The following is a 24,827-nucleotide window of genomic DNA, read 5'->3' as shown; positions in this document are numbered from 1 at the left end:
AGTCAATCCGGGGCGGTCGTCAGGACATCGCGGTCCAGGACAGGACCTGCTGTTCGTGAAGAAGCCGACGCTGAACCTTGCCGGCGGCCGCGTCGCGGGGAATCGTCGCCACGCGCGCGATGTGGGCGGGACGCATGAACACCGGCAGATCGGCGACGGCGTCACGGATGGACTCGAGCGGCACGCTGTCGGTGACCACGTAGAGGACGACGTCGTCGTCGACCAGCTCACCGGGCTTCTTCCACAGCGCGAGGTCGGTGAGGGCGTCGATCGTGCCGAGTCGTTCCTCGACGTACGGGATGGGCACGAACTCGCCCTTGACGCGGATGCTTTCGGCCGCCCGCTCGAGGAACACCAGGCCACCCTGCTCGTCGCGTCGACCGAGGTCGCCGGTGGCGAACCACCCGTCCTCGTCGCGGCTCGGGTCGACGGCGCCGTCCCGGAAGTACCCGGCGAACAGGGTGTTCGGCGCGCTCTCGCGCACGTAGATCTGACCCTCGTCGTCGAGGCGGTCCTCGACGTCGGCGCGGGTCTGCCCGCCGAATCGACTGGCGTTGGAGGGGATCTCCGACTCGTCGGCGAGGGACCAACGGTGCAGGTGGCTCACTCCAGCCGCCTCGGTGGAGCCGTAACCCGACACGGCGACAGGAATGCCGAAGCGGGACATGAATTCCCGGTCGGCGTAGAACATGGTGCGGACGCTGTGCTCACCGGATTCGGCGGTGGTGGTGGCTCGCTTGAGGATCTCGACGGGCGGTGCGTGCAGCGCCAGCGCGGTCACCCCGTGTTCGCGGACAGCCGGCCAGAAGCCGCTGGCCGAGAACTTCCGGACCGTCAGTGCATCGGCGCCGGCGCACAGGGCACCGATGATGCCGTATCCCATCGGATTGATGTGGAACAGTGGCAGGGGAGCGAGCATCCGGTCGCCTGCCTGCAGGTCGAGGGCGTCGGCCATCGCCGAACCCAACCGCAGGAAGTACTCGTGGGTCTGGGCGCAGAACTTCGGCAGCCCGGTGGTTCCGGAGGTGTGCATGAACGAGGCGAGGTCTGACGGTGCAGCGTCGAGACCGGGGCTGGACTGCGGGTCGACCGGTGACCACGCCCGCGCCGTCGACAGCGGGAGGGTGCGCAACGTCGCGGGGAGAGTGTCGAGGTCGGTGAACACGGCGGTCGGATCCAGGCGCTCGAGCATCTGTGCGAGCAGTTCCGGCGGATACGTGGGGTTCACCAGGGCCACCGGGGTCCCCGAGAGCAGACACGCCATCCACACCAGCATGTACTCGGTGGAGTTGTTCGCGACGATGGCCAGTCGCTGATCACGCCGAATGCCCAGTTCCTGCAGTGCCTGCGCACCCGCGGCGGCGACGCGGACCGCGTCGGGCAGGAGGATCTGGTCGTCGACGGTGCCCACCCGGAGATCGGGTCGATCCGATGACCGCTGCAGGAGGAGTTGGGCGAGGTTCGTGGTGCTCATGTCGTCTCTTCCGGGATGGAGGGCAGGGCGTCGTCAACGGCGAACGGCTGCCGCGGCACGCGCGCCGAGCCCGCCGCAGGCGGTTGAATTTCGCTCCCGTGGAGCTGGTTGCACAGTCGATGGTTGCCGACGGAATCAGATAAGGGAACGGTCTTCAGCTAGCGTCAGTGGTAAGTAAAACTTATGTCTCGTGTCGGTCGACATGCCCCGTCGGGGCTGATGACCTCGGGCGTCGCTGTGATACACATACGCCATGTCCACAGCCTCTCCCTTCGGCGCCGACTTCGAGTCGCTGCTCTCACCCGCGGTCCGCACGACGTCAGTGGACGACGTGGTCGCCAAGCTCCGTGAGATCCTGCTGACCGGCGGGGTGGCCCCGGGGGAGAAGCTTCCGAGCGAACGAGAGCTGGCCAGGTTGCTGCAGGTCAGCCGGACCACGGTCCGTGAGTCCCTGCGCACACTCGAGGCGCACGGGCTGATCACCATCCGACTCGGTGGGAGCGGTGGCGCATTCTTCAACCCCCCGGACCCGGGCCTGATGGGCTCGGCATTGGCGATGCTCCTCGCGTTCGAGTCCGTGTCCGAGGAGGACCTCACCGACTACCGCATCGACTTCGAGCAGGAGAACGCCGAGCTGGCGGCCCGGCGGGCGACCGACGAGGAACTGGCGGGCCTACAGAAGATCCTCGACGAGGTGCGCGAACTCGGCTCCTCCGGTTCGATCGACTGGGACCGGGTGCGCGCCCTCGACCTCACCGTCCACGAACTGCTGCCGGCGCTCTCGCACAACGCCGTCCGGGTCGCGATCTCGGCGGGGATTCATGACGCTCTCGCCCGCAGCTTCGCTCAGGTCGAACCGAGCGCGTCGAGCCCGGAGCTGTTGCGGGACGAAGTGATCGAGCTCCTCACCAAGGTTATTGCGCGCGATGGTGACGCCGCCCGCGCGGCCATGGCCGGGCATCTACGGCGCTGGCGCTCCTGATGCCGTTAACAAACTTAGTGGCCGCCGTAACAAACCGTTAACTGCTGTGCATTGACTCACTCGCACCACTGTGGGACCGTTGGTCAGACCATCGACCACCCCGCTTTGGAGACGATTGATGAACATTTCCGCCGGCCGTACCGGCCTCTTTCCCATCGGCCCCACCGATCCCTACGCCTTCGCTGCCGACTCGACCGAGCGCGCAGAGATCGCCGCCGCGCTCGACGAGATCCGCAACACCGACTTCCAGGTCACGAGCAACATCGCCGGCAAGGAGGTCCGCACCGGCCGCACCATGGCCATCCAGGCGCCGCACAACCACTCGCAGAGGCTCGGTGAGCTCGACCTGGCCGGCCCGTCCGAGACCCAGGCCGCGATCGACGCCTCGCTCGAGGCGGCCCGGTGGTGGGGCACCCTGCCCTGGGAGGAGCGGGTCGCCCCCTTCCTCAAGGCAGCCGACATGCTCGAGCACGGCCCGTGGCGGGCCAAGCTCAACGCCGCGACGATGCTCGAACTGTCCAAGACCACCTACCAGGCTGACATCGACGCTGCTTGTGAGACAGTCGATTTCATCCGCGCGAATGTCAAGAACATGCTCGACATGTACGAGACGCAACCCGGCTCGCAGGCCGGAGCGTGGAACCGGATCGAGTACCGGCCGCTGGAGGGCTTCGTCTTCGCGGTCACCCCGTTCAACTTCACCTGCATGAACAACCTCGCGTTCGGGCCCGCAGTGTTGGGCAACACCGTGGTGTGGAAGCCGGCCGAGAGCGCCTCGCTCGTCGCCCACCTGTCCCTGCAGTTGCTGCGTGAAGCCGGTCTCCCGGACGGCGTCATCAACGTCGTCTACGGCACCGGCAGCGATGTGGGCCCCACCGCCCTCGGCAACGAACACCTTGCCGCCGTCCACTTCACCGGTTCCACCGGGACCTTCCAGCACATGTGGCAAGAGGTCGGCAAGAACGTCGGAACATACCGGAACTACCCGCGCGTCGTGGGTGAGACCGGCGGTAAGGACTTCATCCTGGCCCACCCGAGCGCCGATCTCGAGGCACTCGCTGTCGCTTGTATCCGGGGCGCCTACGAGTTCCAGGGTCAGAAGTGTTCGGCTGCCTCCCGCGTCTACGTGCCGCGCAGCCTTTGGCCGCGCCTGAAAGATCGGCTCGTTGCGCTGACCGAACAGATCAAGGTCGGCGACCCCACCGACCCCGAGGTCTACGTCGGCGCCGTCATCAACGGCCGCCAGCACGCCAAGCACACCGAGATCCTCGCCCGGGCCCGCGCCGACAAGGCCGTGGTCGTCGGCGGTAACACCGACGACAGCGTCGGCTGGTTCGTCGACCCCACCATTCTCGAGGTCACCGACCCGCACTCGCCGTTGATCACCGAGGAAATCTTCGCCCCGGTTCTGACGACCTACGTGTACGAGGACTCCGACTGGAACGAGGTGCTGCGCTTGGTCGACACCTCGACGCCGTACGGCCTCACCGGCGCCGTGTTCGCCGAAGATCGCCGCGCGGTCGAAGAAGCCGACGCCGCCCTGCGGTACACGGCGGGCAACTTCTACGTCAACGACAAGCCCACCGGCTCCGTCGTCGGCCAGCAGCCGTTCGGCGGTGCGCGCGCGTCGGGCACCAACGACAAGGCCGGCACGGTATGGAACTCGATTCGCTTCGCGAGCCCGCGCACCACGAAGGAAAACCACCTGAGGGTGACGGACTACCGCTACCCCCACCTCGAGAAGTAACGTCCGAACCACGACAGGAAACGTCATGACCAATCCAACCGTGTACGACGTCGTGGTCGTCGGAGCCGGCATCATCGGTGCCAGCTGTGCACACCACCTGGCCCAGCAGGGGCTCAAGGTCGCCGTGCTCGAGGCCAAGGCCGGTGCCGCCGAGGGAAGCACCGGGCTGTCGTTCGCCTCGGTCCGCGCGCAGTGGGCTGACGACCTCAACACCGAGCTGTCCTGGCGCAGCATCCGCTTCTACCGGGACTTCCAGGACCGGTACGGCATCGACATCGGGTACCAGCCCAACGGGTACCTGTTCCTGGTGCCGGAAGCGATCTGGGAACGTCAGCTCCAAGCTGTCGAGCTCCAACGCGCCCACGGTGTTCCGGTCGAGGTCCTCGACGTCGACCGGGCCCAGAAGATCACCCCCTTCGACCCGGCCGGAATCGGCGGGGCCACCTGGGGTACGGCCGATGGGCAGATCGACCCGCACGGTGCGACGAACGCATTTCTCGCCCTCGCTCGCGGCAAGGGCGCCGACGTCTTCTTCAAGGCATCGGTGGACGGGATCGACAAGGTCGGCGAACTGTGGACCGTCTCGACGGGCGACCGCACGGTGACCGCCCGCCACGTGGTCAATGCCGCGGGCGGCTGGGCGGGCGAAGTCGCTGGTCTCGCCGGGCTCGACGTACCCGTGGTGCACTCGCGCCGCAACGTCTACGCCACCGCCGAGGGCGCCCTCGATTCGTACGTGCCCATGACGGTGGACCTGGCGACGGGTGTGTACATGCGCAGCGAAGGGGGCCGGCTGCTCTTCGCCGGCGCCAAGCCCACCGAGGTCGACGGATACAACACCGCGATCGACTGGCCTTGGATGGAGGAGTTGCTGGCGCTGGCCGCCGACCGCTTCCCCTGGCTGGTGGAGCTGCCACTCGATCGTCGTGCCTGCTGGGCGGGCACCTACGAGAACACCCCCGACCACGACGGCATCGTCGGCGCGGACCCGCGAGAACCGCAGTGGGTCAACGCATGTGGCTTCTCCGGGCACGGCCTGATCCAGGCACCGGAGATCGGTCGGCTCGTCGCCGAGCAGGTCACCACCGGGGCGATCACCAGCATCGACCTGTCCGAGCTGTCCCTGGCCCGATTCCAGACCGGTGCAATCGAGAATTCGGTGTCGCTCGTCTTCTGACCAGCGCGGGTACGGCTGCACCGCAGTACCCAGGCGAGGTCGCCGGCCAGGGCTCAGCCCTGCCGACGACCGCGCCGAAAATCGGACAGGGTGAATGGTGTGTTCAACGATGCATCCACCATCGCCGCGCCCAGCTCCGAAAAGCCAGGGGAGGGCGACAAGTTCAATGACGCACTTGCTGCCTTCCTCTGGCCGAGAAGCAATCTCCGCCGCTCCCAGAGTGGCCCGTCCGCCCAAGTGGCAGGCCGACCAGATCCCGTACTGCCCGTGCACTTTCGTCCCGGCATCTTTCCTGGCCGAAGACAATTCCGGCTCCGGTGATAAGCGAATGCACGCGCTGCCATCACCCGCGGTGAACGCTCTCCGGTGACTGTGTTCTCCGTCACCAATGCCCTGTAATCTTCGAGCTGTCCTCCTCCGGCGCTGTGGATTTCGAAGACATCCGGATTCAGGGCACCCGCCCTCCCCTCCCCTCAGCGCTCATGTGCCGATCCAATCGCCGGCGCCGCTGATCACGAAACAGGAAACTCATGGCACTTTCATCCGCACCATCGGGCGGCGCTGCCGCCCCGGGAGCGTCGTCGGAGAAATTGACGCGCTCGATGTCCCTGACCAACCTGATCTTCCTCGGTGTGAGCGCACAGATCGGCTCCGGGTGGTTGTTCGCCGTTCTGTCCGCCGCAGGGGCCGCAGGACCGGCCGCAATCTTGTCCTGGGTACTCGCGGCTCTACTTTTCGGTGTCATCGCGATGCCCTGGATGGAACTGGGCGCCATGCTGCCTCGTTCGGGCGGACCGGTCCGGTACCCGAGCTTGTCACACGGCATGATGACCGGCTGGCTGGTCGGCGGCGCGTATTGGATCGCCACCGTCGCAGTCACCACCCTCGAGGCACAAGCAGTGCTGACCTATGTCAGCAGCAACTGGCCCGAACTCGGGTTGATGCACGAGGTCAACGGACTCGAGATCCTGACCTGGCCGAGAGGCACCCTCGCCGGTGTCGCCATCCTCGCAGTCTTCACCGTCCTCAACATCTTCGGCATCAAGATGCTCAGTGAAGCGAACCGTTGGATCACACTGTGGAAGATCGCGATCCCGACACTCACCTTCATCCTGCTGTTCACCGCGTTCCGCAGCTCCAACTTCACCGAGACCGGCTTCTTCGCCATGGGCTTCGACGGCGTCCTCCACGCCATCCCCGCCACCGGAATCGCCTTCGCCTACCTCGGATTCCGTCAGGTCCTCGACTTCGGCGGCGAATGCAAGAACCCACAGCGCAACATCCCGATTGCCATCACCGCATCCATCCTCATCCCAATGGTCGTCTACGTGCTGCTCCAGGTGGCGTTCATCGGCGCACTCAACTGGACCGCCGCCGGCCTCGCCCCGGGCCAATGGGGATCGCTGCTGTCGAGTGACTGGGCATCGGCACCACTGTTCCAGGCCCTCATCGCCGCAGGATTCGGCGGGTTCGGCACACTGCTCCTGATCGACGCGATCGTCTCCCCGGCCGCAACCGGGTGGGTGTTCCTCGGCAGCGCCACCCGGTCGACCTACGCACTGTCCGAGCACGACATGGCCCCGTCGCTGTTGCAGCGACTGAACCGATTCGCGGTGCCGTGGATATCGCTGATCGTCTCCTTCGCCGTGTCCTGCCTGTTCCTGCTCCCGCTGCCGAGCTGGTACCGACTCGTCTCCATCGTGTCGGTCGCACTGCTGCTGAGCTACCTCGTCGGCAGCTCCAGCATGATGGTTCTCCGCCGCACCGCCCCGGACCTGCCGCGCCCCTTCCGGCTACGAAATGCCGGATTCTGGGCGCCCGCCAGCTTCGTAGCAACCCTGATCCTGGTGTACGTCGCCGGCTTCTCGACCGTCCTCAACCTGGCCATCGTGGTCTTCGCAGGCACCCCGGCATATGTCGCATACATCGCCGTACGACAGAACTGGATCACCCGCATTCGCGCGTACAGCTGGTCCGCAGTCTTCCTCGCGGTGTGGGGCGTCGTGAGCTGGCAGGGTGGATGGTTCATGACGGTCAGCGGCGGCCAGCGAGAGGGAGCCTGGGATACCCCCGCGTACCTGGTGGCCTGCACGGCGGTGCTCGCCGTCGGCGGGATTGTCCTGTACCTGATGAGTAACACCGTTGGCCGCGTGCATGTTTCCCGATCGACCTGGTTCGTCACGTTGCTGATGGCCGTGCTCTTCCTGTCCTTCTATGGCAGCTACGGGCCGCTCGACCACCCCTTGTTCGGTGAAGGCTGGGACCTCATCCCGGTGGCGGTCGCAGGCCTCGCCGGCTACTACTGGTCGGTCGCCTCCGGCTTCCAGACCGACGAAGTGCGGGAAAACCACCTCGAAGACGAGGTCGTTCCAGTGTGATCCCTTCGAAGGGGGCGGCACCACCCGGTGCCGCCCCCTTCGACGTCGACGCAGACCCGGTCGATGTCGAATCGAAACAAACATCGTAGGGACCACATCGAGAACTCGCGTACCGCCGCATCCGCCCGGCAGTGCAACCTGAAAGGCATGTCATGAATTCTCCTGAACCGATCGTGGTAGTCGACGGCGCGAGGACCCCGATCGGCAGCTTCGGTGGTGCGTTCAAGGACGTGCCCGCCCACGAACTGGGTGCCACCGCCGCGAAGGCCGCGCTGGACCGTGCCGGGGTGCCGGGCGGCGACATCGACGAGGTGGTGATGGGCTGCATCGGTCAGGTCGGACCGGACGCCTACAACGCCCGCCGCGTCGCCCTCGCCGCCGGACTTCCGGAGAAGACCCCGGCGTACACCGTCAACCGGCTGTGCGGGTCCGGTCTGCAGGCGGTGTGGTCGGCGGCGCAGCAGATGCGCTGGAGTGGGGTGAACTTCGCCCTCGCCGGCGGCGACGAGAGCATGTCGCGGATGCCGTTCTACGACTTCTCCGCCCGCTCCGGCTACAAGCTCGGCGACCGCACGCTCGTGGACGGCACGGTCGCGATTCTGACCGACCCGTTCGGTGGGGTGCACATGGGCCGCACCGCCGAGGCCGTCGCCCGCACGTACGACGTCAGCCGCCGGCAGCAGGACGAGTTCGCCGTCGAATCCCAGCGCCGCGCCGCCTCCGAGGCCGCGAAGGCCGCGTTCGCCGAGGAGATCACCCCGGTGCAGATCGGGGGCCGCCGCCCGAAGACGATCGAGGTCGACGAGCACCCCAAGCCCGACACCACCCTCGAGACCCTGGCGAAGCTGCGGCCGGCGTTCGAGGAGGGCGGGTCGGTGACCGCGGGCAACGCGTCCGGTATCAACGACGGCGCCGCGGCCCTGGTGCTGGCCACGCAGTCCGCCGCCCGGGAGAGGGGCCTGACCGGGCTGGTCACGCTCGAGGCGGTCGCGACGGCGGCGATGGACCCGGGCCTGATGGGGTACGCCCCGGTGCTGGCGTTGCAGAGTTTGTTCGAGCAGACCGGGACCACCCCGGGCGATATCGATGTGATCGAGTTGAACGAGGCGTTCGCGTCGCAGGCGGTCGCGGTGATCCGGGACGCGAAGCTCAGCCCGGAGAAGACCAACCCGTACGGTGGTGCGATCGCGTTGGGTCATCCGGTCGGGGCGACCGGTGCGATCCTGAGCCTGCGCCTGGCGAAGGATCTGGTGCGCCGCGACCTCGAACTCGGCATCGTCACCATGTGCATCGGCGGCGGCCAGGCCCTCGCCGCCCTCTTCCGAAGGATCTGACATGAGAAACGATCAACGGCCGGCAATGACTCGGCGGCCAATCAACCATCCCGGCCGTCGTCGAGGCATTGCTACCGTCTGCCGCGAGGAGCGCGCCCTCGTTGAGTTCGCGTTGACGTGGCTACCTTTCGGCACCATCGCGAACGAACACCTCTGGGTCGAGTTCGGGATGACCCCCAGCAGGTATGTGGATCGTCTCGCTGAGGCGCTCGAGGGGCCGGTCCGGCGCACGCTCCATCCGGAAACGCTCCAGGAGCTCAAGCGCTTCGTCGCGCATCAGATGATCGAACGCCGCAGGCGGAACCAGCAGCAGTGAGCTCGAACTCCGTCGTCGACTCTCGCCGGCGGCAGCCGAGATCGGCGGGAGCATATGCGGGCAGCGATCACGTGTCGATGGCCATCGGAAACACCACCGGTGACCATCGCAGGTGGTCGCTGCCCGCGCTCACATGTCGGTGTCAGCTGAGCGCGCGGGCGATGATCGCTGTGGCCATGTCCAATGACGTGGGCTCGTGATACGTGCTCTGATCTTCGATTTCGGAGAGCTGGTCACGGACCGCTTCCGCTGTCAGCTCCTCCAGGACCGCCCCCGAGGTTTCGCCGACGAAGATCTTTGCCACCCGGCCGCCGGCGACGGAGTACACGGCACCGGAGACGGGGCAGTCCTCGTGTGCGAGGAAGGCGACGACCGGGCTGACGCCTTCCGGTGTCACGCGTGCTGTCAGATCGCCCAGCAGCCCCGCCGTCATGCGGGTGGCGGCAATCGGCGCGATCGCGTTCGCGGCGATTCCGTAGGCCGCCCCTTCGAGCGCGAGAACGCGGGTGAGGCCCGCGATCCCCGCCTTCGCCGCCCCGTAGTTCGCCTGCCCGAAATTGCCGAACAGGCCGGACGCCGAACTGGTGTTGACGATGCGGCCGTAACCCGCCTCCCGCATGGCACGGAAGGCGGGTTGAGTGACGAACAGTGTTCCCTTGAGGTGAACGTCGATGACCGCATCGATCATCGGACCGTCCATCTTGTGAAATGCTCTGTCCCGCAAAATGCCTGCGTTGTTGACCAGAACATCCAATCGGCCGAACTCATCGAGTGCCGTCTGGACGATCGCACGGCCACCCGCTTCCGTGGCGACGCTGTCACGGTTGGCGACAGCCGTACCGCCGAGCGCGGCGATCTCGTCGACGACGGCCTGCGCCGCGTCCGTCGACTGTCCGTCACCATGCAGCGAGCCACCCAGGTCATTGACCACCACCCGCGCACCGCGGCGCGCGAGTTCGAGAGCGTGCGATCGGCCCAGACCGTTGCCGGCTCCGGTCACGATGGCAACGCGTTCATCGAAATGTAGCGAGGACAACTAGTCTCCTTCGGTAGTTTCGTGCACTCTGTCGGGCTCACAAACACGGGCTGAGGTCGGGGCCGTCTTCCGCCGCCACGTTCTCCGGGACGGGCCCATCGAGAAATCGCAACACCCGCCCGGCGACAGTATTCGCGACATCCGGACGTTGCAGGTCGTGTCCCGCCGCTACGACGGACAGCACCGCTCTCGGGATCCGCGCTGCAAGCAAGTGACTGTTCGGCGGCGGCACAATCCGGTCGTGCCCACCGGAGACCACCAGCGTCGGCGCCGAGATTGATCCGAGAAACGGGATACTCGACCAGCTCGCTACAGCAGCGACCTGCCAGAGCGCGCCGACCGTACGTGCCGGCCCCCAGCGACGAGGATTGCGCAGCTCGATTGCGTTGGACCACAACTTTTTCCCTGATCCCGGTGTTGCTCCGCTCCCGCAGGAGGTGGACAGCAGGGCCAGTCTGCGGACTCGCTCGGGCGAGCTGTAGGCGAACTGCTGGGCGATCGCGCCGCCGTGCGAGAAGCCGACGATATCGCTCCGTTCGACGTCCACTGCGTCGAGGACGTCGGCAACGATGTCCGACAGTGCCTGCATCGACAACGGCAGCTTCGGAGTTGTCGACGCGCCGACGCCGGGGGCGTCGAAGCAAACGACCATCCGCCCACCCAGGACGGGGGTGAAGGCCGACCAGCTCGCCATCGGGCGCGAGAGACCGTTGAGCAACACCACCGGTTTCCCGGATCCGCTCACACACACCGCAACCTGCTGCCCGTGCCGAGTCGACACCTCGAATGCGGTGGACGTCGGCGCCGTGTTCGCCACTGTCATGCCTCGTCCTTCACATAGATCCCGGGCGCGTCGTCGAGCGGCGGATACGTGGCGCTGCCCAGGCTCGGAGGTGCCGGACGCTTCGCGCCGGCCCGGTCAGCGAGCCACGTCGCCCAGTCCAGCCACCACGTACCGTCCCGCAGCTCGGCGGCCGCCTTCCACTCGTGGGGATCGGCGCTGAGGACCTCATTCACCCAATGCTTCGCCTTCGGGCTCGGCGGGTTGACAATTCCGGCGATGTGCCCGGACGTGCTCAGAACGAACCGGCTGTCCCCGCCGAGCAAGTGGGTGGTCTTGTAGCTCGACGTCCACGGCACGACATGGTCGTCGACCGCCGCCACGATGTAGCTGTCGATGTCCACCCGCGAGGGATCGAGGAGCTCCCCGTTGATCTCGAACTCGCCCCGCGAGAACTCGTTACGCAGGTAGCACGAGCGTAGATACTCCCCGTGCATGCGTGCGGGCATGCGGGTGGAATCGGCATTCCAGGCGAGCAGGTCGAACGCCGGAGGCTTGTTGCCGAGCAACCAGTTGTTGATCACGAACTGGAAGATCAGGTCATTGGCGCGCAAAGTGCTGAAGGTGCGTGCCATCTGCGACGAATCGAGATACCCCTTCCGGGCCATCTGCTTCTCCAACGCCGCAATCGTGTCCTCATCGGTGAACGCGCCGAGCACTCCCGGCTCGGTGAAGTCGGTGTGAGTATTGATGAAGGTCGCGGATCCGATGGACGGATCATCCTGGGCTGCGTTGTACGCCAGACCCAACGCCGTCAGGGTGCCACCCAGGCAGATGGATACGGTGTTGACCGTCTCCGCGCCGGTGATCTCGCGGACGACCCGGACCGCGTCGAGCGGGCCGTCGAAGAGATAGTCGCGGAACCCGAGGCCACTCATCGATGCATCCGGGTTGCGGTAGCTGATGGCGAAACAGGTGTGGCCGTGCTGAACCGCCCACTCGATCAGGCTTTTCCCCGGCGCCAAGTCCATGATGTAGAACTTGTTGATCCACGGCGGGCAGAACAGCAGCGGGGTCGCGTACACATCGGGGGTTTGCGGCGAGTACTGGATGAGCTCGATCAGATCGCTGCGGTAGACAACGGATCCGGGTGTGGCGCCGAGGTCGACGCCCACCGCGAACTGTGACCGATCGACCTGCGACGGCCACCCTCCGTTGTGCCGGAGATCGTGCAGAAAGTTCCGGAGACCACGCACGAGACTGAGCCCACCGGTGTCGAAAGCCTTACGGATCGCTGCCGGGTTACCGGGGAGGGTGTTGGTGGGGCTGAGGGCATCCAGGATGAACCGGGCGGCAAACCGCGCTTTGACCGCGGTGTCCTCATTCAATTCGGCGCCGTCGATCAGCTCGTTGACCAGGTGTTCGAGAAGCAGGTACTGCTGTGCCAGGTAAAAGTAGGCGGCGTTCTCCTGATAAGCATTGTCGGAGAACCGCTTGTCGCCGGGCTTGGGCACTATCGGTCCCGGGTTGTCTCGGCCGATTGCGCGGCCGGCGGCAGTGCGCAGCGCACTGCCCGAGCCGAGTAGGAGCCGACCATGTGCGGCGGCGGTGCCGCCGGGGTGCTTCAGCGCGCCGATGCCTGCTGCGCCGAGTGAGCGCAGGAACGCGGCGGGGTCGGCATCGGAGGTGGTGTTTCTCAGCGCCCCGAGATCAAGCGGCGGTGTCCACGACGGGATGGCTTTCAGGATCGACAACGGACGTATTCCCCCTCTGGTGAAGTTGTTACTCGTATGCGCGGTAAATCAGTTCGATGACAGCTGCGGGTTTGGTGGCGCGGTCGCATTCGAGCGTGCTGAGGATGACGAGCTCATAGCAGTCGTCGCCGATCCGAGTCACCTCGGTGACGGTCGCGGCCAGGCGGATGCGTGCACCGGCCGGGACCGCCGCCGGGAAACGCACCCGGTTGAGCCCGTAATTGACGACCATCCTCACGTCGGTGAGGTCGAGGAGTTCGGCGAGTAGTGGAACAACAAGGGACAGAGTCAGATACCCGTGCGCGATGGTGGTTCCGAACGGGCCCACCTTCGCGCGTAAAGGGTCGGTGTGAATCCACTGTTCGTCACCGGTCAGCGCGGCGAACCCTGCGATGTCGGATTGGGACACTTCGTGCCATGGGCTGACGCCGAGGTCCGCACCGGCGAGCTCGGGCAGGTGGTGGACGGACACTGTTGTAGCGGGCATTGAGGATCTGGCTCCGATTCGGGTGTGGCGAATGTGTGTCGGGTTCGCAGACTCGACTCGGCCGGTGAACCGCGCGCCGGGACGTGCTTTGGTGGCGGCGCCGCGGTTCACCGATGCCGCTAGGCGAGGTTCTCCGCGAACGAACGCAGGGCGTTGCTGGCAACGAGCAGGACCGCCAGCTCGGGTTCGCGTGCCGGGTCGAGGGCCGAGTCCAGCACGTTGTCAAGCCAGTCGGAGACAAGGTCCCCGACCTGGCAAGGCTGCGACTGCTTCGGGTCCGAGTCATTGATCAGGCGCCGCGTGGCGTCGCTGACCGCGAAGTAGAGATCATCGCGCAGCGCCGCCCGGGACATCGCGTCCCAGTTGTCGACTCGGCGAAGGGCCGCCACTCGGCGCAGAAGCCGATCGAGCCGGAACCGCTCGGCGACCTGGAAGTAGGTGCGCGCCGTTCGTTCCGGATCCGTGCCGGTGCGCAGTGCGGTTTCGCTGATCGGAAACAGCGAGAACTCCTGGAACAGGCTCGCCGATCTGCGGGCCAGGGGGTCGGGGACGTTCCGGTCGTCGAGGTACCGCTGATGCTTGGCATCGACTGCGGCCCGGTCGGCGCCGACGAGGAAGTCCGGGAGGGAACTGCGCAGCGACTCGACGAGGGGGGTGAGGCGGGCAGTTTCACCGGACACATCGATGGTCTGCCTCCGGCTCGCCAGGAGCCAGCGCACCGAGCGCTCGACGAGCCGTCGGTGGCTCAGTTGCATTCGGACGCGTGTGTCCGCCGTGACCGACGGGTCCGGCTCGGCAATGCTGGACAGGTAGTCGCGCTGACCGATAGCGCGGCGGACGACCTCCCACGCCCGGATGATCGCGCTTACCGACGCCCCGGTTTCCTCCTGCATCCGGAAGATGAAGGTGATGCCGTTGTCGTCGACAAGGCGGTTGGTGATAGCGGTCGCGGTGATTTCGTTCGCCAACGGGTGCGTCCCCAGACGATCACCGCACGCGGCGACAACCCCGGCGGGGAAGTACTCGGTGCGGAAGTGCTCGGCCCACGACTCCGAGGTGATCCCGGATGCCAGGACAGCCGATTTCATCTCCAACTTCACGTAGGCAAGCAGGGTGCCGAGTTCGGGTGAGGTCAACGCCCCGCCCTGGGTGATGCGCTGTTCGAGCTCGGCGTCACTGGGCAGCGACTCCACCTCCCGGGAGAGCAAACCCTTCCGTTCGAGTCCCGTCAGCATCCGGCGATGCACCGGCGCCATCTCGGCGGCCTCGGCACGGGCCACCGACAGCATGGTGTTCTGTGCGCGGTTGTGGTCGAGAACGCGGTCGGCGATGTCGTCGGTCAGCGATTGCAGCAGAACGTTGCGTTTGTCCTGGCCCAGGACGCCGGCGGCGACGGCGTCGTCGAGCGCGATCTTGATGTTGACCTCGTGGTCGGAGGTATCGACGCCGGCGACGTTGTCGATCGCATCGGTGTTCAACCGGACACCGTGCAGCGCCGCCTCGCGCCGTCCGAGCGGGGTGAGCCCGAGGTTGCCGCCTTCACCGACCACGCGGGCACGTACCTCACACCCGGTGATGCGGACGGCGTCGTTCGCGCTGTCGCCGACCTCGGAGTCGGTTTCCGAACTGGCTCGCACGTAGGTGCCGATCCCACCGTTGAACAGCAGATCGACCGGTGCCGCCAGGATCGCCCGCACCAGCTCATTCGGTGTGTAGTGTGCCCGTGCTTCGTCCAGTCCCAGTGCGACTCGGGCCTGCGGGGCGAGGGTGACACGCTTCGCCGAGCGGGGGAAGACGCCGCCTCCGGAGCTGATGAGGTCGGGAGAGTAGTCGGCCCAGGAGGAGCCGGGCAGATCGTAGAGCCGCTGCCGTTCCTCGAACGCCGTGCCCGACTCGGGCTGGGGATCGAGGAAGATGTGCCGGTGGTCGAAGGCGGCGACCAAGCGCACCGAGCGGGACCGCAGCAGTCCGTTCCCGAAGACATCCCCGCTCATGTCCCCGATCCCGACCGCGGTGACCGGGTCGGTGTCGGAGTCGATGCCGACCTCGAAAAGGTGCTGGCGCACCGATTCCCAGGCACCGCGCGCGGTGATACCCATCTGCTTGTGGTCGTATCCGTTGGACCCACCCGAGGCGAAGGCGTCCCCGAGCCAGTACCCGCGGCCGGTGGCGATTGCGTTGGCGACGTCGGAGAACTGCGCGGTGCCCTTGTCGGCGGCGAGGACCAGGTAGGTGTCGTCACCGTCGTGTCGCACCGTATGCGGTGCCGGGTCGAGGCGGTAGGTGCCGGACTCGTCCTTGGTGAAGTTGTCGATCAGATCGAGGAGTCCCTCGACGAACGTGCTGTATGCGGTCCGCGCGATCTCGAGCTTCTGGGCTCGGTCGGCGCCGGTGTGCAGCAGCCGCGGAAGGAATGCCCCCTTGGCTCCGGTGGGGACGATGACCGCGTTCTTCACCATCTGCGCACGCACCAGACCGAGCACCTCGGTGCGGAAATCCTCGACCCGGTCGGTCCACCGGATGCCGCCGCGCGCAATGTGCCCGAATCGCAGATGGGTGCCCATGACATTGCGGGCGAACACCCACGTCTCTAGCTGCGGCACCGGAGCCGGAAGGCCACGAATCGTGCGGGGATCGAGCTTGAAGCTCGAGATCGTGTCGACCGGTCCGTCGGTGTGCGCGAACAGTCGCCGGAACGCGTTCGTTCGCAAGGTGGCGAGCACGGTATCGAGCAAGGTCCGAAGGATCAGGTCGGGTTCGATTCCCTGAACCTCGTCGATCGCGCCTTCGATCTCCGCGACCAGTTCGCTGTGGTCGCGTTCGCCGTCAGCAAGCGCCGGATCGAACCGCGCGCGAAACAGGGCCCACAGGGCAGCGGCGATCTTCGGATGGCCGGCGATCACGGAATTGACGAACTCCGAGGAGAAGGTCCAACCGCTCTGCCGCAGATACGCGGCGTAGGCGCGCAGGACCAGGACCTGGCGCCACTCCATGGCCGCGGTAGTGACCAGCGCCTGCAGCGCGTCCGCATCGGTGTGCCCGCTGTAGCTCGCCTCGAACGCCTCGGCGGTCCGCACCGCTGTGGGCGCGTCCAGCCGGTGCTGGCGATAGCGCCAGCGGAGGATGAACTCGTACACGTAGGCGAGTTGCCCGTCGGCACTGGTCAGGGTGTGTGGATGTTCTGCTGCGAGTTCATATCCCAGGTGCCCGAAGATCGGCAGCGCGGAAGCAAGGACCAAAGGCTCGGTGGTGACGGCGATGGCCGAGATCAGGTCCGAGGTTGCGTTCTCGGGTGGGGTGATCGTCAGCTGCAGCCGTCGGTACGGATCCTGCGTCAGTTCGGAGAAGGCCGACAAGTGGGCGGCTGCTTCGGTGGGGGAGAACCGCTCCTGATAACTCAAAGGCACTGACACGGGGATGAAGTCGTCGTGCACCGACGTCGACGCCGTGGAGAGCAGATCGTCGAGCTTCTCGGTCCACGACCGGGCCGCTTCCACCACGACTCGCGACAACTCCGCGACATCGATGCGCTCGTCCGCGGTGTTCGGCCAGGCGGTGACGTGCACACGCACCAGCGCGGTTTCCCCGATTCGGGTGTTGTGATCGACCGCGGCGCCGCCGAGGAACTGGGAGACCGCCGCCACCACTGCCCGTCGAATGGCGGGTGAGAACCGGTCCTGGGGGACATACAGCAGAATCGAGATGGCCCGGCCGTAGGTGTCCTGGCGGATGAATGCCCGCACACGTGGGTGCCGTTGCAGATGCAGCACCGCGAGGACCGTTGGTGCAAGCTCCTCGGCGGTGCTCTGCAGAATCTCCCGCCGCGGGTAGTCCTGGAGAATGTCGAGCAGTTCGAGGCCTTCTCGGGAGCGCGGATCACGCTCGAGCATCGCCAGAGTGCGTCCGGCGGTTCGGTTGACGACCGGGATCGTCCGCATATCCGACGTGTCGAGGGTGTTCTCGAACAGACCGAGGAAGCGGTGCTCGCCGACCGTGACCCCGTCGGAATCGACGATCTTGATTCCCACGTAGTCCAACGGGGCGTCGCGGCACACCGTGCTGCGGGTGCCGGCCGCCGACACCATCAACACATCCGGCCCGAACGCGCGAGTCGTGGTCAGCGGGTCGAGGGTGTGGTGGCGGTGCTCGTGGTGATGGGGCCGAAGGATACCCAGGCCGGTCTCCGGAAGCGGTTCGAGGGTGGCCGTTCCCGACGCCGTTGCCTTCACCAGGCGGTAGGAACAGTAGCCGAGGAAGGTGAAGTTCTCGGCGCACATCCAGTGGAGGAGCTCGCTGGCTTCGTAGGCGCTGTCGAGCTGGTTCTCGGTCGCATCGGATTTCAGGGACAGTGCAGCCTGACGGGCGACGGCTTCCATGTCGGTTTGGTCGGTCACTGCGACCGTGACGTCGGCGAGGGTGCTGCGAATCGCGTTCTCGATCATCGCGGTGAACTCACCGGAAGCGGTTTCGCTTCCCCCGGACGGCTGGAACGTGATCTCCATCCAGGACTCGACCAGGGGATCGTTGTCGTACTGATCGTCCTGGCGGGGCCGGGTTATACCGTCCGGGGCGAGCACTCCCTCGGTATCGCGGCGCACTGCCAGCGTGACGTGCCGAAGAGCGGAAACGCTGCCGTGCCGTCGAACAGCCATCGCGACCGAGTCGACCAGGAAGGGAAGATCGGTGCTGACCACCAAAATGTGCGCGTGGTTGGTTCCCGCCGCGATGTCGCACTGCACCAGTGCGACCCCCTCGGCCCGGAGCCGAGCGAAGTTCAGGTACTCATAGGCGCGGCCGGCGAGGGCGGTGTCGGTCCATTCGGCGAGATCTTCGCGGGGCTCGTGACGGAAGAGTGCATCGACGTAATCCTGGTAGCCGCCCGGTGCGGACGCCAGGGCACCGAGTTCAGCGCAGACTCTGGGCTGACGGTCGTGTTCGAGTCCTTCGAGATTCACCTGACATCTCCTGTGGCACTTGATGGTGGGGCCGCCCGGCACTGATTCGTCCTGGCTCGTATGCACCATGATCCGGTCAACATCCCGTCAACGGAACGACGTTCTCGATTGCAGAGCATTAACTTTGCTTAATGCTACGGGTTCGTTGTCCGTCGTCACCGGAAGGGCCGCCACGGGCGGTATTTCTCGATGCGAGCGGGTGCGCGTGCGGCAGCGACCGGATGGCCGAGCCGTCACGCGGGTTCGGAAAACCCTCCAGTACAACAATATTCAGGCGATATTCGATTCGAGACCGAGCCGCCCGGCGCAGGTGGGGGGCGTGCTGGCCCCCCGAGGCGCACGCGAACAGGCACCGGCCGAGGAACCTGTCTCACGCGTCTGCACGGCCGGTGCCAGACCTTCCCCTAGAAGGTCATGGACCGGAAGCGGATCCGGTCATGAATTTGTCAACCAGGTGCGCATGAGCTGCATGCCCTGGTGCATGAGGTCTCCGGTGACGATCAAGACCACCAACAGCCCCATGGCGAGGACGGCCCGCCGCATCCTCCACGAGACTCGATGCATCTGGGATCCTTTCCGCACGAGCCGGTATCGGCTACACCGATACCGAAGAGCGGCGGACACCGGCGGCGCGGTCGCGGTGGACGAGTTCGATAGCCGCCAACCGGATGCAGGTGCACAGCCCGCCGATCGCCAGCTGCAACTCGTCCTCGGACGGCAAACTCGGTGCCAACCGGATGTGGCTGTCCCGGGGATCATTGCCGGCCGGGAACGCCGAACCGGCCGGTGTCAGCGCGATCCCCGCCTCCTGCGCCAGCGCCACCACCCGCTTGGCCGTGCCCGGTAGCACCTCGAGGTTGACGAAGTAGCCTCCGGACGGATCCGTCCACGACGCGATGCCCGAATCGCCGACCTCGCGGCGAAGAATGGTGGTGACGAGTTCGAACTTCGGGGCGAGAATCTGTTGGTGCTTGCGCATGTGCGTACGCACACCGGTCATGTCGCCGAAGAACCGTAGATGCCGGAGTTGGTTGACCTTGTCCTGTCCGACCCGCTTCTGCGAGAGGTGGCCCAGATACCACGCGATGTTCTCGCCGGACCCGGCGAAGAAACTCACACCGCCGCCGGCGATGGTCATCTTCGACGTCGACGCGAAGACGAACGGCCGCTCCGGATTGCCCACCTGGGCAGCGAGGGCTAGGACGTCGAGCACCTCCGGGGCGTCGCCGATGAGGGCGTGCACCGCATAGGCGTTGTCCCAGAAGATACGGAAGTCCGGTGCGGCGGTCTGCATGCTCAGCAGGTCGCGTGCGACCTGCGCGGAATAGGTCACCCCACTGGGGTTGGAAAACATGGGGACACACCACATGCCCTTGATCTGCGGGTCATTGGCAACCAACTCCCGGATCGCATCGACATCAGGGCCGTCAGAGAGCAGGGGGACCGCAATCAACTCGATACCGAACGACTCGGTGATAGCGAAATGCCGATCGTATCCGGGTACGGGGCACAGAAACTTCACCGGGGCGGAGGACCAGGGAGCGTCGTCACCTGTCCCGTGGATCCACGCAAACGAGAGCACGTCGTACATCGTTTCCAAACTCGACGTGCCGCCGGCAATCAAACCTTCCGGGTCGATATTGAGGACCTCGCCGAACAGGGCGCGCAGCGACGGGAGGCCGGGGAGTTCACCGTAGTTACGGCAGTCGATTCCATCGATCACATAGTCGTTGTCACCGGGCAGGGAAAGCATCGCGGCTGAGAGGTCGAGCTGTTCCGGTGCGGGCTTGCCCCGGGTGATGTCGAGTGCCAGCCCGCGCGCCTTCAACGTGTCGTACTCGGCGCGGCTCCGGGTGAGCTCGGCGTCGAGTTCGTGGTCGGTGAGACTGTGCAGGGAGGTGGACATCTCGGTTCCTTCAGGTTGGGGGATACTGGATACTCGATGTAGTACTGACGGGGGACGGCCGGGAAGTGGCTTCCCGCATCACGACTCCTCGCGGAGGGCCCATGCAAGACCGAGAGGGTTGCGGCAGGGGTCGCCGGTGGCCCTTCCGGCTGCATCGCGGGGACGCGTCCGATCTGGGCGGGGTTCGGTCGAGTTCATTGGTACGTCCGAACTGCTCCCCGTTGGGACGAAACGGAGCGACATCGTCATCCACGTGAACGGTCGAGACCGCGCTCGACGGTGACCAAACCGCCGTCCTCATCGAGCCGCCCGTGATCCCCGGTGTGGAACCAGCCATTCTGGTCGAGCGTCGAGCTCACGCCGGGAAAGGTGAAGTATCCGGTGAACAACGCGCCACGGGCGGATTCGCGGATCAGGATCTCACCCGAGTCCGTCAGCTTCCATTCGATGTCCTCTCGCCCGGTCCCGCCGTGGCGATGGGCGTCGGTGGGGACATCGTCGTCGATGGACCACGAGCGCAGGTGACTCGCTCCGGCGGCCTCGGTCGAACCGTATCCGGACACGGCCCGGACAACCCCGAACCGCCGCATAAACGCACCGTCGGCCGGGAACATGGTTCGTACGCGGTGGCCGGCCGAGTCCTTCGGGGTGGCGGTGCGCGCGAGATTGTTCACCAGCGGTGCATCCAGTGTCAGCGCGGTGATCCCGTGGTCGATGGCCTCGGACCAGAAGGTGTCGACTGCAAAGGTGCGCGCGAGCAAGGCGTCCGCGCCCGCGGTCAGTGCGCCGACGAGCCCGTGCCCGAGGGAGTTGATCTGCGAGAGAGGCAAGGGAGTGAGTGATCGATCGCGGTCGGTGAGTGTCATCGCCTCCGCCACCGCCCGTCCCAGTCGGAGAAAGTACTCATGCGATTGGGCGCAAAACTTCGGAATACCCGGCGTGGGCCGGGCCGGGTGCATGAACGACGCCGTCGAGTACCGACCGGAGCTGGTGCCGGGGGCATGGCTGGGATCGAGCCGGCGGGCATTACGGAAGGTGCTGATGGTGATCGCCCGGCGAGCGCCAGCGAACGACGGGGCCGCGGGGCGGTCACTGATCACCACCGTCGGGTCGAGGACGTCGAGCATGCACGCCAGGAGCTCCCGAGGATAGGTCGGATCCACCAGCGCGACAGGCACGCCGGCCAACAGGCAACTCAGCCAGGCCAGAACGTAGTCCGTCGAGTTCTCTGCCACGATTGCGACACGGTCCTCCGCGGAGAGATTCCGGGCCTGCAAGTCGGCGGCCCCACCCGCGGCAAGTTCGAGAGCGAGCTGCAACGAGATCTGATCGTCGAGGACGCCGACCTTCAGGTCGGGGCGGACGGACGCGCGATCGAGGAGAAGATGCGGGAGATTGTCGATCATCACGATCCTTCCTGTGTCTTTGGTTCCATCAGCGAACGGTGCCGGGTCGACCGTCAGTCCGTGGTACTGCGGGCCCCTACCGACCAGCGGCATCGACCGGGCGGGGGCGGGACAGCGACCACATTTGCCGGGCGCGTTCGACCTCGATTGCCGCCTGCCATGCGCGCGGTGGTGTGGTCGTCAACCGCAGACTGTTCGCCAAGGACCGAGCGAGTTCAGGATCTCGGGCAACCGGTTCGGCGAGGCGCTGGGCCGCATCTTCGAGATCGGCCACCGGAACTGCGTCCCACACCAGCCCGGTGTCAGCGGCGCCTGCCCCGGTCAGCCGGCGCCCGAACACCCCTAGCGCGGCGGCGGCCTGGCGGCCGGCTGCCCGCTCGAGAAGATGGAAGTGCCCACCGCCGGGGTGAATTCCGTTCTCGGCGAAGCCGGGCACCAGCAGTGCGTCCTCGGCGGCAAGACGCACATCCGCCGACAACGCCAAATTGAGTCCGGCTCCCACCGCGGCACCATTGATCGCGGCAATCGAGGGAACAGTCACCTCACCGAATCGGCGGAACGCACGATAGAGGGAATCGAGCGCCTCGTACGCCTCGTGCGGCTGTGCACTTGCAAGATTCCGGAGTGCGGATCGGTCGGCTCCCGAGCAGAAGGCACTTCCGGCTCCGGTGATCACCACAGCACCCACCGATGGGTCATCGTCGACGGCATCACAGGCATCGACCAGGGCCTGCGCGCTGTTCCGATCGAGGGAGTTGCGGGTATCCACACCATCGAGGGTGATCCAGGCGACGTTGCTACGGACGTCGAATCGAACGGAGGTCGTCACCGGAGGACACCTGACTTCCGGGCAAGGGAGTCGACGGCGCGGGTTGCGCGAAGTGAACTGACCATCAGGGCATACTCCTTCTGCGGGTTTCGATACCGTCCATCGTCTCGCCGAAATCGAATAAGTAGAATGGCGATCTGGCTGCTGCAGCGCTAAGGTTTGCTTAATGAACCTCACCTCGTCGCAGTTGGCCCTCTTGCTGGCCGTCAAGCAGGGAGGCAGCCTCGCGCGCGCAGCAGAGACGCTCGGAATCACTTCCCCCGCAGTGTCACAGCAGCTCGCCAAGCTCGAGCGCGACCTCGGCGCGTTGCTGGTCGAACGGGGCGCGCGAGGTGCCAAGTTGACTCCTCTCGGGAACCTGCTGTCCGAACACAGCGAACGCGTCTCTGCCGAACTGTCCCGAGCAGAGGAAACCGTCGCGGACTACCTCGGCGCTCACGCCAACAGGCTCCGTCTCGGAGCGTTTCCCTCGGCGGCGGTTGCGTTGCTTCCGGACGGACTGACGGCGCTGCGTTACCGACACCCCGAAGCTCAATTGTCGGTCGTCGACGTGCCCACCGACGGAGGCATCGAACTGATCACCAGCGGAGAGCTGGATATGGCGATCACCGCCTCCTACAGCGGCGCCCCAAGCGCGGTCGAAGGAGTTCGATTCGAGCACCTGCTCACCGACCCGCTCCGGGTCGTCCTCCCCGACGATCACCCTCAGGCGCAAGGGCCGGCCACGCAGGCGGTGGAATTGAAGGCGTTCGAGAAGGACGCCTGGGCGTGCAGCATCACCGGCAGACCCGCACGTACACAATTGAACTCGGCCGCCGCCGACTCCGGATTCGTGCCGTGGGCTCCATTCCAGACCGAGTCCTACGACGTCGCACAGGCGCTCGCCGCCTCCGGTGTCGCCGTCGCATTCGTTCCCGAGCTCGCCCTGGTTCCCGGCCGGGGAACTCGCGCCCGCCGGTTGAAGCCGGCGCTCGCGCGGGACGTCTTCGTGGCCCTGCCGGCCAGCGCCGGCCACGTCGCCCTGGCGAGTGAGCTCCTGACCATCCTGAAGAAAACGGGAAAGGCGCTCCATCGCCGGCAACAATCCGCCGCCACGCTGGGCTGACACTCCCACATCCCCCGCCGACGTGACGAAAGCGCGGGCCGAAGCACTCGGACGTGCTGGACGAAGAGCGGTGTTCCCCGATGTCTATCCTGACAGGATGGCCGACGACAAGAAGCCGTCACCGACGTTAGGTGAGTTGATCAGGCAACAGCGGGAACTTGCCGAGCTGCCGATGCGGCAGTTCGCCGCGATGGTAGGGATCTCGAACCCCTACCTTTCGCAGATCGAACGCAATCTCCGGGAGCCCAGCGAGAGAGTGCTCGACGCCATCGCGGAGCACCTGCAGACCTCGGCCGATATCTTGCTCGGGCAGGTCCGAACGCGCCCGGAGGAGGCTTCGGACGTCGTTCGGGCGATAGGGCAGGACGGCGACCTCACCAACGCCCAGCGCAAGGCGCTCGTGGAGATGTACGAGACGTTCCGCAAGGTCACAAGGGCCGAGCGTAAGCGCGGGTAGGCGCAGACCTCTGCGTCTTCTACAGACAGGGGAGGGAGCAACGCATTCCGGAGCGGAGCGGTCAGGGCCCACGGCGACTGGTTTGCCGTGGGCCCCCCCAGCTACTTCAGCAATTCTCGAGCCGCTGCGGTTGTCGCCGCGCTGATCTCACGGGCGAGCTTCGCCTGCGCATCCGCAATCGTCGAGACCCACTCGACGTTGCTGGCCGCCGCGATTGCAGTGTGGTATTCGAAGCTACTGTCGAGAGCCTTTTCGTAGGCGTCGAGCGACCGGTTCCCGGCCTTCTTGGTCGTGTCAACGACCTTCAAGCCGAGACCGACGAACGCGTTCTGATACTTGCCCTTCCCGGCATCTGTTGCGCGGGAGGCAGTTGTACCGGCGGTCTTCGTGTCAGTCGCTTTGATGCTGGACGTCGGAGTGGTCATGAGGGGCTCCTTCTCTTTTGGGACGTTAGCAAGTTAGCAGACTCATTGCTAATTGTCTGGTTGGACTGCTCCTGATAATTCCGGTCGAAAGGGGTTCGATTAGAGCGCCTCGTCACCGATCTGCTCCGCGTCGCCCTCCATGGGCGATCACCCCCAGGTGTTGGGATCGGCCGAGCAAGCGGTGGCGTTGAAGGCCTTCGAGGAGGGGTGCTTGGCAAGGATTGCTACGTCAGACCTGCACGCACACAATCGAACTCGGTCACCGCCGACTCCGGATT

At 66.0% G+C, this 24,827-nt stretch carries 19 protein-coding genes; 8 read left to right on the top strand and 11 right to left on the bottom strand.

All coding sequences use genetic code 11. From position 1 onward, the window contains the following. Nucleotides 1-19 precede the first annotated feature (19 nt). On the bottom strand, nt 20-1,474 hold the full coding sequence (locus ACFVJ3_RS21995; RefSeq protein WP_378454041.1) for a class I adenylate-forming enzyme family protein: 1,455 nt from the start codon (nt 1,472-1,474) through the stop codon (nt 20-22). A 253-nt stretch (nt 1,475-1,727) separates the two neighbouring features. Here ACFVJ3_RS21995 and ACFVJ3_RS21990 point away from each other — a divergent pair, with 253 nt between their 5' ends. The 6 genes from ACFVJ3_RS21990 (at nt 1,728) to ACFVJ3_RS21965 (ending at nt 9,408) form a co-directional block, all read left to right on the top strand. Further along, entirely contained in the window at nt 1,728-2,456 is a 729-nt protein-coding gene (locus ACFVJ3_RS21990; RefSeq protein ID WP_378454040.1) for a FadR/GntR family transcriptional regulator, read from the top strand. A gap of 118 nt (nt 2,457-2,574) precedes the next feature. Continuing rightward, on the top strand, nt 2,575-4,203 hold the full coding sequence (gene pruA, locus ACFVJ3_RS21985; protein ID WP_378454039.1) for an L-glutamate gamma-semialdehyde dehydrogenase: 1,629 nt from the start codon (nt 2,575-2,577) through the stop codon (nt 4,201-4,203). A gap of 25 nt (nt 4,204-4,228) precedes the next feature. Further along, nucleotides 4,229-5,380 (top strand): NAD(P)/FAD-dependent oxidoreductase, encoded by a 1,152-nt coding sequence (locus tag ACFVJ3_RS21980; protein ID WP_378454038.1) that lies wholly within the window; start codon nt 4,229-4,231, stop codon nt 5,378-5,380. Between the two features lie 530 nt (nt 5,381-5,910). Further along, entirely contained in the window at nt 5,911-7,758 is a 1,848-nt protein-coding gene (locus ACFVJ3_RS21975; protein WP_378454037.1) for an APC family permease, read from the top strand. A gap of 152 nt (nt 7,759-7,910) precedes the next feature. After that, on the top strand, nt 7,911-9,092 hold the full coding sequence (locus ACFVJ3_RS21970) for a thiolase family protein (RefSeq protein WP_378454036.1): 1,182 nt from the start codon (nt 7,911-7,913) through the stop codon (nt 9,090-9,092). Nucleotide 9,093: 1 nt separating this feature from the next. Next, nucleotides 9,094-9,408 (top strand): hypothetical protein, encoded by a 315-nt coding sequence (locus tag ACFVJ3_RS21965; protein WP_378454035.1) that lies wholly within the window; start codon nt 9,094-9,096, stop codon nt 9,406-9,408. Nucleotides 9,409-9,550: 142 nt separating this feature from the next. Here the strand turns inward: ACFVJ3_RS21965 and ACFVJ3_RS21960 are convergent, their stop codons facing one another. From ACFVJ3_RS21960 to ACFVJ3_RS21920, 9 genes are all read right to left on the bottom strand, one after another. Beyond that, a complete protein-coding gene (locus ACFVJ3_RS21960) occupies nt 9,551-10,444 on the bottom strand; it encodes an SDR family NAD(P)-dependent oxidoreductase (protein WP_378454034.1) in 894 nt (297 codons plus the stop codon). A 37-nt stretch (nt 10,445-10,481) separates the two neighbouring features. Further along, nucleotides 10,482-11,267, bottom strand: coding sequence for an alpha/beta fold hydrolase (locus tag ACFVJ3_RS21955; protein ID WP_378454033.1), 786 nt, complete (start codon nt 11,265-11,267; stop codon nt 10,482-10,484). After that, a complete protein-coding gene (locus tag ACFVJ3_RS21950) occupies nt 11,264-12,979 on the bottom strand; it encodes a PHA/PHB synthase family protein (RefSeq protein WP_378454032.1) in 1,716 nt (571 codons plus the stop codon). Before ACFVJ3_RS21950 ends, ACFVJ3_RS21955 begins: the two co-directional genes overlap by 4 nt. 28 nt (nt 12,980-13,007) lie before the next feature. After that, complete coding sequence (locus tag ACFVJ3_RS21945) at nt 13,008-13,466, bottom strand: MaoC family dehydratase (RefSeq protein WP_378454031.1); 459 nt, start codon at nt 13,464-13,466, stop codon at nt 13,008-13,010. A gap of 119 nt (nt 13,467-13,585) precedes the next feature. Next, nucleotides 13,586-18,421 carry an NAD-glutamate dehydrogenase gene (locus ACFVJ3_RS21940; protein WP_378454030.1) on the bottom strand — a complete coding sequence of 1,612 codons (4,836 nt, stop codon included), beginning with the start codon at nt 18,419-18,421 and terminating at the stop codon, nt 13,586-13,588. Nucleotides 18,422-18,856: 435 nt separating this feature from the next. Then, the gene (locus ACFVJ3_RS21935; protein WP_378454029.1) at nt 18,857-18,985 is read right to left on the bottom strand and encodes a hypothetical protein; all 129 of its coding nucleotides are present in this window, start codon (nt 18,983-18,985) and stop codon (nt 18,857-18,859) included. A gap of 31 nt (nt 18,986-19,016) precedes the next feature. Continuing rightward, a complete protein-coding gene (locus ACFVJ3_RS21930) occupies nt 19,017-20,327 on the bottom strand; it encodes an aminotransferase (RefSeq protein WP_378454028.1) in 1,311 nt (436 codons plus the stop codon). A gap of 245 nt (nt 20,328-20,572) precedes the next feature. Continuing rightward, nucleotides 20,573-21,733 (bottom strand): AMP-binding protein, encoded by a 1,161-nt coding sequence (locus tag ACFVJ3_RS21925; protein ID WP_378454027.1) that lies wholly within the window; start codon nt 21,731-21,733, stop codon nt 20,573-20,575. Nucleotides 21,734-21,809: 76 nt separating this feature from the next. After that, on the bottom strand, nt 21,810-22,562 hold the full coding sequence (locus ACFVJ3_RS21920; RefSeq protein ID WP_378454026.1) for an enoyl-CoA hydratase-related protein: 753 nt from the start codon (nt 22,560-22,562) through the stop codon (nt 21,810-21,812). A 166-nt stretch (nt 22,563-22,728) separates the two neighbouring features. On the opposite strand from ACFVJ3_RS21920, the gene ACFVJ3_RS21915 reads away from it, so the two are divergent. Further along, on the top strand, nt 22,729-23,667 hold the full coding sequence (locus ACFVJ3_RS21915) for a LysR family transcriptional regulator (protein WP_378454025.1): 939 nt from the start codon (nt 22,729-22,731) through the stop codon (nt 23,665-23,667). 97 nt (nt 23,668-23,764) lie between these two features. Continuing rightward, nucleotides 23,765-24,124: a helix-turn-helix domain-containing protein gene (locus ACFVJ3_RS21910; RefSeq protein ID WP_378454024.1), complete on the top strand. Its 360-nt coding sequence runs from the start codon at nt 23,765-23,767 to the stop codon at nt 24,122-24,124. A 101-nt stretch (nt 24,125-24,225) separates the two neighbouring features. Here ACFVJ3_RS21910 and ACFVJ3_RS21905 read toward each other — a convergent pair whose 3' ends face one another. Continuing rightward, nucleotides 24,226-24,549 carry a hypothetical protein gene (locus ACFVJ3_RS21905; RefSeq protein WP_378454023.1) on the bottom strand — a complete coding sequence of 108 codons (324 nt, stop codon included), beginning with the start codon at nt 24,547-24,549 and terminating at the stop codon, nt 24,226-24,228. Between the last annotated feature and the right edge of the window lie 278 nt (nt 24,550-24,827).

Origin of the sequence: Rhodococcus sp. NPDC127593 (assembly GCF_042671975.1) — a bacterium.
GTDB lineage: Bacteria > Actinomycetota > Actinomycetes > Mycobacteriales > Mycobacteriaceae > Rhodococcus_F.
Note: the sequence above shows the minus strand (reverse complement) of the source record. Positions and strands in the feature narration are given on the sequence as shown.